Source organism: Pedobacter sp. MC2016-05, from assembly GCF_026239735.1.
Lineage (GTDB): Bacteria > Bacteroidota > Bacteroidia > Sphingobacteriales > Sphingobacteriaceae > Pedobacter.
The window spans coordinates 117,084-129,315 of record NZ_JAPIVT010000009.1 but is presented as its reverse complement, the minus strand read 5'-3'; the positions used below and the strand labels follow the sequence as shown (position 1 = coordinate 129,315).

Below are 12,232 nucleotides of genomic sequence, written 5' to 3'. Positions count from 1 at the left end.
GTATCGGTACTTGTTACAGGGGTTGAATCCGTTATATTGATGATAGATGTATCAATCTTCAATTTGAATAAACCCGGTAGCAACTCGGATAAATGCCTGAAGTTTTTTTGGAATTAAAAGCTCATCTGCCTTGGACATTTGAAGCACCTCATTCGCTTTTTCTCCATTCAAAGTCTTCTCAACCCAATCCGGATTAATAATTAAGGCATGGCCCACTGCAACCATTGACAGTCCTTTTTCTACTGCTTTTAAGGCGTCTTCCTTTTGCTGAATGCCTCCTGCAGAAATTACAGGAATTCTGTTCTTTACATGTGCTAAAATCAATTCCAGGATAGTGTTATCTCCAATCACATCATTGATAGGACGTTGTTGTAGTAAATCTGATAATGATATATGCAGGTATTCTATACCAGAACTTATAAGTTTATCTATGAACGGCATAATGTCACTTACTTCGTAACTTTCTCGCTCTTCTGGCGATATCCTAAATCCGAGTACGAAAGGCCTGTCAGCATGCTCATGGATTGCTTTTTGAACCTCTTTGATCACCTCAATAGCAAAATTCATCCGCTTTTCGTCCGATCCTCCCCAATAATCATTTCTTTGATTATAGTATGGGGAGAAGAAGTTCTGCATAAGGAATCCATGCGCGCCATGTAATTCCACACCATCGAAACCTGCTTGTATTGCTCTCTGGGTAGTTTCACCGAAGGCCCTAATCACTTCCGTGATTTCGGAATGAGAGAGTTCGCGGGGTACCGCTCCGCCTGGATATAATGGCGAAGGTACCAGAGGTACATCACTCACGCTTACTACATCTCCCTGGGCAATAAGATCTTTTACCGCTTTATTTCCCGCATGATAAATCTGTAGTATTGCCGGCGCTCCACCACTCTTGGCAGCGGCTGCCAATTTTTTTAGGCCGGGTAGAAAGGAATCATTATACGCTGCGTATTCATTCTGAAAACCTATGCCATTGGCTAAGACTCTGGTGCACCCTGTAATCACCAACCCAACATCTTTCACGCGGGCTTCATAGTGTCTGATTTCATCATCCGAAACCGTGTAATCATTATTACTCGCCCAAGTTGTCATAGGAGCCATTGCAATCCTGTTTTTTAAGACTATTCCTTGTTTTATTTCGAACTTTTCAAAGAGTTGTTTCATTGTTATACTTTATTTTAAATGTGTTGAAGAAATGGTTGCGTTTTACTTTTTTTTGGCGCAGCACGGTCAAGGCCCACTTGTAACCTGATTGCTTATTGACTGGAAAAGAAATAAGTAGAATTAATTCAGGTGATTGAATCTAAATTCTTTAGGTGGGATACCGACTTCTTTTTTAAATAATCTGGCAAAATAATTTGGATTCTCAAATCCCAGTATGAAAGAAATCTCCGAAATGTTTAAGCTACCTTTTAGAAGATAATTCTTCGCCTCGTTAATTAAATGGAGATGGATAAGTTCGATTGCTGTTTTTCCAGTTTCCTGCTTCAATAGGTCACTGAGGTATCGTGAGGAAAAATTAAATTGATCGGCCATGTATGCAACAGTAGGTAAACCAGATCGTTGTTTTTTGTCCTCATTATAATATGCATTCAGAATGTGTTGAAACTTATTAGAAACGGGTCCATTCACTTCAAGGCGATTGATAATCTGCCTGCTGTAAAATCGCTGTGAATACGAGAACAAGGTGCCTAGATGCGCCGTCATAATCGCTTTGCTGTAAGGATCGGTATTGTTGTACATTTCCTGATGCATGGTTCTAACTAGGTTCCAGATGGTGTCTTCTTCGCTGGGGGAAAGATATAGCGCTTCATGGGTTTCGTAGTCAAAGAAGCCGTAGTTTTTTAGTTCTTTGTGCAACGCAGTGCCAGAGAAATAATCCGCTTTGATCATGATCAAGAAACAGTCATCTTCAGACTTTACATTTTTAAACGTGATGATCTGATTTGGCTTAAAAAATAGCATTTTTCCGCGGCCATGATCAAAATCCTTTTTGCCATAGGTGATGTTTCCGGATACAACTTTCTGAAAAGAAATAATGTAAAAGCCAGCGGTGAAGACAATGTCTGCAATGCTATTGCTATTTTTGTGCCCAAACGTGATGCTGAAGAGTGGATGCTCCGGTCTGGTCACGCCAATGTCCCTGCTAAAAATGCTGATATCCTGATAATTTTGCATAACTCGTTTAAATGATATTCATTGAAAGCACAAAATTAGAAGCATGTGTCCATCGCCAAGGATACAAATGTATTATATTATAGCACATTTTTACTAATGCACAGCTAATTGGCCTTGACAATAGAACAACTCAAATCATTGTCCCCTCTGGGTATTTATTTCGAATATCTTAAGGTTTTGAAGGGCTCCAGGAATAAATTTTCTATGGGGCAAAATTTTGAAAAACATTGCATCGCCTGTTAATTCACACAGTCACAAGTATGTTTGATTCGGTAGGATTGTTGAAATTGTTTGGATAATCAATTTAATATCTTTTATACCAATTCATTGTGGTGACTTTTAAATTCAAGATAATAAATGATGATTTTACGTATCAATAATTCATCAATGATCAAATTATAGTTGAATATGTCTTAACTGAATTTTGTTTGTAAAAATTTGGTTAGTAAATCCCATTGAATATATTTGAATCTTGTTATTTCAATCCTGAACCAAACTTTCGCTGCTATAGCCAATCAAACTATATTTGTTCAAGGTTTATTAATTCAGAATAACTAAGCTGTGTCAATGTATCCACAAACTGAAAGAGTCATTTTAAGTGCTTTACGTGCAGGGGATACCGGTGCTTTCGAAGTTTTATATCAGAACTACAGCAAGATTATTTTAAGAAAACTAGTTAAAATGGTCAAAAACATTCCTCTCGCTGAAGAATTAACGCAGGATGTTTTTGTAAAAGTTTGGGACAAACGGGCTATTATAGATACTGAAAAGCCATTTTCGTTTTATATTTTGACCATCGCAAACAACCTTGTCAGTGACTTTTATAGGAAAGCCGCCAGAGATCAGCGACTATTAAACGCCATTGTTTCTTCCAGTGCAGAGCTATACAATCCAGTAGAAGATACCCTCTTTTACCGGGAAAGCGAGGCTTTGTTGAATCAGGCCATCCAGCGCCTACCTCCTCAGCAAAAGCAAGTTTTTATTTTGTGTAAACTGGAAGGCAATTCTTATGAGGAAGTAGCCACAAAGCTTGGCATTTCAACCTCAACAGTGAGTAACCACATTGTTAAAGCAACCAAAGCAGTGAAAAAGGCGTTTTTTAAATCTGAAACCGGGTTTTTAATATTGGCGCTCAGCCTCATGTCAGGTAGATTATAAAATTCAATTTTTTTCAGCTTAATCTTATACGCATATTCAAAAATTTACTAGTAATAAGGGTGTTCACGGTTATTTGTGGGTTATAGTGGCTGCTTTTTTTTATGGTTTAAATTTATTTTTCTATAAATAAGTTTTTTTTTGAATTATTTTTCTTGTTTAAGTAGAGTAAGGGCATTTTTGAAACGTATACCTTATAAAACCAAACAACATTGATGTCGAAAGATCAAAATTTTAAAGAACTATATGGTAAATATTTGGCGAATATGCTTTCTGAACAAGAGATCCGCCAATTATTTGTGATCATTTCTAATCTTTCCGATGATGAAGCGAGGTCTCTTGTCTCGGATCACGTCCTAGAAGAATATGAGGAAGCGCCTGTCGAGAATGAGGATGAACGTCTCAAACAGATCTTAATAAATTTGAGAAAACATACTAAAGCAGATTTTAAAAAGCGTTTTTTCCAGATCAAGTTAGTGCATAAATTGCTTGCTGCGGCAGTCATCCTTTTAGTATCATTGATTTCCATTTATATATATCTTGAAAATGAGAGACTGTCATCGCTCCAGCTGATCACGAAAAATTCTGAGGATATTGCACCGGGCCGTGAGCAGGCTATTTTGAAACTGGCAGATGGTAGCATTATTAACCTTGATTCATTAAGGGTAGGTGAACAGCGCCTGGAGCAACATGGCGTAAAAATCTCAAGGGATATCCATGGGGAACTAATCTATGAACAAACAGAAAATACACCTTCCCGTTCGGAGGTTGAATACAACACAGTAAGTACTCCACGGGGAGGAAAATACAAAATTATCCTACCTGATGGAACACGTGTTTGGCTGAATGCCTCATCATCCATTACTTATCCAACCTCATTTGCGGGTACAGATAAAAGGAATGTCAAGCTAACTGGAGAAGCCTATTTTGAAGTCAATAAAATAATAAATGCATCTAAAGGGTTGCAGCCTTTCATAGTCAACACCAATCGCCAGAAAATCGAGGTCTTGGGCACGCATTTTAACGTTAATTCTTATGCGGATGAGCAAACAGAAAAAACAACTTTACTGGAAGGAAGTGTCAGACTGAATGATCATGTTTTGCTTCGGCCAGGACAGCAGGGAGAAAGTACCATCGATCAACTTAAGATCAAAACAGTCGATGCAGATGACTTTGTGGATTGGAAAAACGACGAATTTAACCTAAACGGTGGAGATTTCAGGTCCACTATGCGTAAAATAGCCCGCTGGTATGACGTTGAAGTAATCTATGAACCAGGCATCCCTAATGACGTCACTGTTGGCGGGTGGATTTCACGTAACAAAAATATTTCTTCGGTTTTAAGTTTGATACAAAAAACCGGCAATGTTCACTTTAAGCTAGAGGGAAGGAGGGTGATCGTTAGCAGATAGAAAAAAATTGAGCTTAAATTAAAAAACCAGGGGTGGTGGAACACACCCTGGTAGAATGATTTTAAGCTGTCAGAATTATTGAGACCTTTCAACTTAAACCAAACAAATGTACAAAATTTTTACTACCAAAAGGGGGGGGCTTTATGGCCGTATCCCACTAATTCGCCGTATTATGCGCCTAGTCACTGTATTCGTATTTGGCATCATGATGCAAGTGTCCGCATCTTCTTTGGCACAGAAAATTACCTTAAAAAAGCGAAATGCAGATCTGGAATCGGTCTTCAAATCCATCCACCAGCAAAGTGGCTACGATTTCGTATTCGATACGAAATTGTTAGAAAAAGCAAAACCAGTCAATCTGGATATCAAAAATGTAAGTTTAGATGATGCCTTGAAAGCAATGCTTGCAGGCCAGAACCTCATGTATTCAATTGAGGATAGAACCATTGTTATTCAGGAACGCTCATTCCTTAGCAAAGTACTGGACTATTTCGAAGATAGAGAGGTTGTTGGTACCGTACTTGATGAGCAGGGTAAACCCTTACCAGGAGTGGTAATTAAAATAAAAGGAACTGATCGTGCTGTTGTCTCAGGAAATAATGGTAAGTTCTATACACATGTAGACGATAAAAACCCCGTTTTGGTTTTTTCTTATGTAGGCTATCGAACCAAAGAAGTAGTTGCTCAAAGCAAGTTAGAGGTGAAAATGGAACTTGATCCTGCAAGACTGGATGAGGTAATGATTATAGGTTATGGTACTACTACACGCAGGTTTAGCACGGGCTCCCAAGCTGGAATCAGTGCCAAAGATATCGAACGCCAACCGGTAACCAATGCACTTCAAACCCTGCAAGCACGATTGCCAGGAGTTACCATTACACAAACGAATGGATTACCTGGTGCAGGGATCAACGTGCAGATTAGAGGCGTCAACTCCCTCGAAAAGGCAAACCGACCTTTCTATGTAATTGATGGAGTACCTTTCTTATCTGAACCCATTAGCGGTGCGGTGAGTGGAACGGCAGCACAGTCAGCTGAAGGACAAACCAGTCCTATGAATATTATTAATCCTTCGGATATCGAAAGCATTGAGGTGCTCAAAGACGCAGATGCTACTGCCATTTATGGCTCCAGGGGTGCTAACGGTGTTGTGCTCATTACCACAAAAAAGGGAAAAGCCGGAAAAACAGCTTTTTCTATAAATGCAAATACGGGCGTGTCGAATGTTTCACACTTTGTCGACCTATTGAATACTGATGAATATCTGGCGCTAAGACGTAAGGCATTTGCCAATAATCCAGCTGCCGTACCATCGGCTTTTGATGCCGATCTCACCTGGGATCCAAAAGCTTATACTAATTTTCCTGAATTTTTGCTGGGAAATACCGCTAAAACTTATGATATAACTTCAAGCATATCAGGTGGAGATGCACGGACGAATTTCTATCTAAGCGGAACTTTTCATAAGGAAACCAATATTTTTCCTGGTGAACAATCCTATAACCGTGGTGGAGCGCACTTAAGTGTCAACCATTCTTCCCAGGATCAACGATTTAACCTATCGATCTCTTCAATCTATTCCGCGGATAAGAATGATATATCGATAACTGATCTCGGAACATACGCTTATAACTTGCCACCGCACTACCCATTGTACAATCCCGATGGCTCACTTTATTGGTCACAAGGATTTAATAATCCGCTGGGTTTTCTCAACCAAACGAATGATGCCCGGGGAAGCAACTTTTTAACCAATTTGAATCTCAGATACAATATTTTAAAAGGTTTAGACTTTAAAACATCGGTCGGTTACAGTAAAACAGACATGAGAACTACAGCAGTACGTCCTTTAAGCTCGTTAAATACTTCGGGATCTACCCCAAGGACGACAGGCTCCGTGAATGAATCATACGTCTATACCAACAATTACATTTTCGAGCCCCAACTCACCTATAAAACACAAATTTGGAAAGGAAATCTTGAAGCACTACTGGGCGGATCTTGGCAGTTTAAACAGTCAAAACAACCCTATAATGTAAACGCAACAGATTTTCTTTCTGATGAATTTCTCTCTAACATTGGGTCTGCTGCAACAAGAAACATCACCAGCTCATCTTCAGAATTTAAATATGCCTCGGTTTTCGGGCGTTTGAATTATAATGTTTTGAGCAGATACATTGCTAATCTCTCATTCAGACGAGACGGCTCCTCGAGGTTTGGACCAGAAAGAAGATTCGGAAATTTTGGCTCTGCCGGCGGGGCCTGGATATTTTCTGAAGAGAAGTTTATTAAAGATAAGCTCAGTTGGTTCAGCTTTGGTAAAGTGAGGGGAAGTTATGGTATAGTTGGAAATGACGAAATAGGCAACTATCAATTTTACGATAGCTATGCAACTTCTTCTTATGCTTATAATGGTATAAACGGTTTACAGCCTACAAGGCTGGCCAATAATGAATTCCGATGGGAGGAAACTAAAAAACTTGAGTTTGGGCTAGAACTCGGATTTTTTAATGACCGGTTATCACTTACTGCAGCAACCTACCGAAACCGCACTTCAAATCAACTATTGAATTTTTCAGTGAGCCCACAGTCTGGATTCCCGAGTTACCAGGCTAACCTTCCTGCCCTGGTTGAAAATAGTGGTGTCGAATTTTCTTTCAATAGCACAAATATTCAGCAAAAGGATTTTAAGTGGACATCATCATTTAATATTTCCAAAAACAACAATAAACTGGCGGCTTATCCTGGTATTGAGCGAACGAGTTATTTTACTAGATATGTCGTTGGAAGACCATTGGTTCCAGTCTTTGCACTTCAGTTTACTGGCATTAATCCAGCAAACGGATTACCTGCCTTTGCTGATTTGAATAACAGCGGAGCGGTATCTACAGGTTTTCTTGATACAGGCCGTGGGGATCAGTATTATCTGGGAACATCTTATCCAGACTTTTTTGGAGGCCTGACAAATTCCTTTACTTACAAGGGGCTTAATTTAGACTTCACTTTCCAGTTTGTGAAACAGAAAGCTAAAAATATGTTTGCCTCCACCTTTTATCCCCCGGGTTATCCCTACAATGGCGCAGCATCGGTGTTTCAGGGCTATCTGGCTTTGGGTTCTCCAGATCAGTTGGTCACGCAGGATCTCCGAAGTGTCAATGGCAGAGCTGCTTATCTTGCTTTTCTAGACTATTCAGGATCAGATGCAAATTTTGTGGATGCCTCTTTCATCAGAATGAAGAATGTAAGTTTGTCATATTCATTTCCGACAAAACTAATCTCCAAAATTAAAGCTCAGAACCTGAGGATTTATGTTCAGGGACAAAACTTATTCACCATCACCAACTATGATGGATATGATCCGGAATCTCAAGGAGTATCAGCGCCTCCGCTTCGGACAATCACCGCAGGTTTACAATGTACCTTTTAACTCTTAGACATGAAAATTTTGAAAACCATTCCATATTTATTGCTTTTGATTGTTGTTTCTCTGTTCAGCTGCGAGAAAATGATCGAAATCGAAACACCATTAAATGAAACACCATCGGCAGCTGTTTTTACATCCGATCGGACGGCAATAGCCGCCTTATCCGGTATGTATGGCCACTTTTCACAGATTCCCATGCAAACGATAGGCCTGCCGGTATATACTTCTCTGATGGCTGATGATTTAAGGTATCTTTCTACTGTTTCTGCATCTCAGGAATATAATGCGAATTCTTACAGCGCATTAACTGCATCAGTTGAGCCATTTACCAGTTTTTACCAGGTGATCTACAGGGCAAATGCGATTATTGAAGGCCTTGCGCAGTATTCAGGCACCTCCGCCAGTGTAAACAAACAACTGACAGCTGAAGCTAAATTCATGAGGGCCTATTGTTATTTTATATTGGTGAACTTTTATGGTGATGTGCCATTGGTTCTGCAAACCAATGTGAATGTGACGGCTTATCTTCCGCGTGAATCAACGGTAAACATTTATAATCAGATTGTTGCTGATCTTAATGACGCTAAAGCGAACCTTTTGTCAGATTATTCCTTTACCTCCGGTAACAGGATCGGCGTAAACAGGTTTGCGGCAGCAGCGCTTCTGGCAAGAGTATACCTTTATCTGGGAAATAATGAACTTGCTCAGAGCAACGCTACTGAAGTCATTCAGGCCACAAACCTGTATGCCATGATTCCGTCTGCTACCATGGGTACTGCGCTTTTCGTGAAAAACAGTTCAGAAAGCATCTGGCAATTACCGCCTGCGGTTTCCGGGACAAACCAGTATGTTACTGAGACAGCATCATTTATTCCTGCTACCAATAGCGTTGCTTCGCTGAGTCATGCATTTCGATCATCCTTTTTGGATTTGTTCAATGGTACTACGGATAGGAGAAGGACGCAATGGATGAGGGATCTGACCATTTCAGGCGCTCAATATGTGATTCCGCTGAAATTCAAATACCGCACCAATCCTGAAGCGGTAACCGCAAATGTAACAGAAGCGCAGGTCATTTTACGCCTGGCCGAGCAGTATCTGATCAGGGCAGAAGCAAGGGCTAAACTCGGGACTGACATTAGTGGAGCCATCAGTGATCTAAATGTCACCAGGCTCAGGGCAGGCTTGCCGGCAATTGGGTCAATAACACCAGCCACACTGCTGACCGAAATTGCGCTTGAAAACCGTAAAGAGTTTTTTTGCGAGCAGGGTTTCAGGTGGTTTAACCTCAAACGCACTGGTCAGGCTGACGCTGTTTTGGCAGCCATAAAACCCACCTGGAGACCGGAAGCGAAACTTTATCCCATTGCACAATCAATCATTAACAGTAATCCAAACTTAGTTCAGTCGCCTGGATATTAAATCACTATGAAAATAAAAAGTTTTAATGTTAAGCTCAAGCCAATTGGCTTGAGACTTATCATCCTATGCCTCATTTTTGGGGTAAGTTCCTGTTCCCTTTTGAAAAGTAAAAAGGTAAAACCCACTATAACAGCCCCCGCAACCTCTTTGCCGCCAAAAGCTAAAGCAGATAGCCTGAAAAATGGATTAAAGCCATACAAGGAAGTAATTACCAGTAAGGCTGTCAGTCAATATGGATTGATGAATGTCCATAAGGTGGCGGAAAGGTATTATTTTGAAGTTCCAAAAAAGATTATCAAACGAGATATCCTGGTCGTGTCAAGGCTTAGCGGCTCTACACCGGGGGCAGGGAGTTTTGCTGGTGAAGAAATCGGAAGAAGGATGGTCTATTGGGAACAAGGGCCAGAAAACAAGCTATTCCTTAAAGTTTCGGCGCTAGTAAACGTTGCTGATTCAACTGATATGATTGCCAAAGCGGTAACCAATTCAAATATTAATCCAATTACTGCCTCGTTTCCTATAAAAGCACTGGCAAAAGATTCCAGCGCTTTCATCATTGATGTGACTGAGTTTTTGATGAGTGAAAATCCGTTGCTGGCCTTTAATGGCGACAGCAAAAAAAGTTTTGGATTGAATACGCTGGCAATAGACCGATCGTTCATTAAAGCTGTAAAGACCTTTCCAACAAATACCGAGATCAGAACTGTGCGAACTTACAACTCGCTGGCAGGAACGCTTCCTGGTACTGCGCTTGCAGGTGCCGTAACGATAGAATTGAACAATTCATTTTTATTGCTTCCTGAAGTGCCGATGAGAAAACGATATAATGATCCCAGAGTGGGTTACTTTGTGAATAGCTATACCAAGTATGGTGATGAGCAGCAGGCTGTGAAAAGCGAATCCTTCGTTAACCGTTGGCGCCTGGAAGTTAAAGATGGAGACCTCGAAAAATATAAGAAAGGGGAGCTTGTTGAGCCCAAAAAACAAATCGTTTACTATATCGATCCTGCTACGCCTAAAAAGTGGCGACCTTATTTGATAGCCGGCATTAACGACTGGCAAAAAGCATTTGAAGATGCGGGTTTTAAAAATGCTATTATTGGAAAAGAATGGCCGGAAAGTGATTCGACAATGAGCCTGGAGGATTCACGGTATTCTGTACTCAGGTATTTTGCCTCTGCAAATGCAAATGCCTATGGACCCAATGTATCCGATCCACGCAGTGGGGAGATTTTAGAAAGCCACATCGGCTGGTATCACAATGTGATGACGCTGGTACATAATTGGTACATGATCCAGTGTGGAGCGGTGGATCCCAGGGCAAGAAAAAATGTGTTTGACGATAAGCTGATGGGTCAACTTATCCGATTCGTTTCTTCTCATGAAATTGGCCATACGCTTGGATTACGTCACAATATGGGTGCAAGCAGTACAGTTCCTGTAGAAAAATTGAGGGATAAGGCATGGGTGGAAAAGCATGGACATACGCCTTCCATCATGGACTATGCCCGGTTTAATTATGTGGCTCAGCCTGAAGATGGTATTTCAGAATCCGGATTGTTTCCAAGAATTAATGATTACGATAAGTGGGCAATTAAATGGGGATATCAGGTTTTTCCAGATACAAGGGATGCACTTGAAGAAAAGAAAATATTAAATACAGCAACAAGAGATAGCCTGTCTAAAAATAATAGGTTATGGTTTTCAGGAGAGGGGAGAGATTATGATCCGCGTTCCCAATCGGAGGATTTGGGAGATGACGCTGTGAAAGCAAGTTTGTATGGCATTAAAAATCTAAAGCGTATCGTGCCGAACCTGATTGCCTGGACAAGTGAAGAAGGCACGGACTATTCCCAGCTAAATACCATGTATCGTGCTGCAGTTGGCCAGTTAAATACCTATGCAGTCCATGTACTTAAAAGTATGGGTGGCGTGATGGTGAACACAAAGTTGTCCGATCAGAGTGGAGCGGTATACACACCAGTCAGCCTGAAAAAACAAAAGGAGGCTATCAAGTTTTTCAATGAGCAGATATTCATGACGCCAAAATGGCTATTGGATAAGAAAATCATGAGCCGGATTGATCCGGGATATAGTGGAAACAGTGTGCAAAGAATCCAGCAGGATATTGTCGCTGCTGTCACGGCCCAAAGCAGGTTGTACCGTATGATCGTGAATCAAAGGGATAATGGCAAAGGTGCCTATTCTCCATCGCAGTGGCTTAATGATCTTAAGAAGGGTATATTTTCTGAAGTCTATTCCGGTGCAAGCGCTGATGAATACCGCAGGGCCTTGCAAAAGATGTATGTAGGTAGCATTATCACTATGTTCAACAAACGGTTCGCACTACAGGGATCTGTGGACAACATTATTGCTGCACTAACCCCAACTGATGTATTGCTTTATTCAAATGTTAAGGCGCTTGCCTATGCACATCTTCGGGATTTGAGAAATGATATTAGCCAGGGCATCCCGATGACAAAAGATCGTGATACAAAAATTCATTTACAGTATCTGAAGCATATGTTGGATAAAATAATTGATGAATCCCCTATACCTGGTCTGAATTATTAATAAGCGTTTTCTGATTAAGTAGATAGTTAGTGATGACTGAAACGCAGTTGGTGGATGCCGCTGC

General features: G+C 40.6%; 7 protein-coding genes. 5 read left to right on the top strand and 2 right to left on the bottom strand.

From position 1 onward, the window contains the following. Positions 1–51 precede the first annotated feature (51 nt). Together OQZ33_RS13610 and OQZ33_RS13605 are read right to left on the bottom strand one after the other, a co-directional pair. Positions 52–1,167 (bottom strand): NADH-dependent flavin oxidoreductase, encoded by a 1,116-nt coding sequence (locus OQZ33_RS13610; protein ID WP_265799570.1) that lies wholly within the window; start codon positions 1,165–1,167, stop codon positions 52–54. Between the two features lie 120 nt (positions 1,168–1,287). Beyond that, positions 1,288–2,181 carry a helix-turn-helix domain-containing protein gene (locus OQZ33_RS13605; RefSeq protein WP_265799569.1) on the bottom strand — a complete coding sequence of 298 codons (894 nt, stop codon included), beginning with the start codon at positions 2,179–2,181 and terminating at the stop codon, positions 1,288–1,290. Positions 2,182–2,748: 567 nt separating this feature from the next. Between OQZ33_RS13605 and OQZ33_RS13600 the strand changes: the two genes are divergently transcribed. From OQZ33_RS13600 to OQZ33_RS13580, 5 genes are all read left to right on the top strand, one after another. Then, entirely contained in the window at positions 2,749–3,339 is a 591-nt protein-coding gene (locus tag OQZ33_RS13600) for an RNA polymerase sigma factor (RefSeq protein ID WP_265799568.1), read from the top strand. A gap of 212 nt (positions 3,340–3,551) precedes the next feature. After that, positions 3,552–4,748: a FecR family protein gene (locus OQZ33_RS13595; protein WP_265799567.1), complete on the top strand. Its 1,197-nt coding sequence runs from the start codon at positions 3,552–3,554 to the stop codon at positions 4,746–4,748. 106 nt (positions 4,749–4,854) lie between these two features. Beyond that, the gene (locus OQZ33_RS13590) at positions 4,855–8,175 is read left to right on the top strand and encodes a SusC/RagA family TonB-linked outer membrane protein (RefSeq protein WP_265799566.1); all 3,321 of its coding nucleotides are present in this window, start codon (positions 4,855–4,857) and stop codon (positions 8,173–8,175) included. A 9-nt stretch (positions 8,176–8,184) separates the two neighbouring features. Next, positions 8,185–9,594: a RagB/SusD family nutrient uptake outer membrane protein gene (locus OQZ33_RS13585; protein WP_265799565.1), complete on the top strand. Its 1,410-nt coding sequence runs from the start codon at positions 8,185–8,187 to the stop codon at positions 9,592–9,594. A 6-nt stretch (positions 9,595–9,600) separates the two neighbouring features. Beyond that, complete coding sequence (locus OQZ33_RS13580) at positions 9,601–12,168, top strand: zinc-dependent metalloprotease (RefSeq protein ID WP_265799564.1); 2,568 nt, start codon at positions 9,601–9,603, stop codon at positions 12,166–12,168. Positions 12,169–12,232 lie beyond the last annotated feature (64 nt).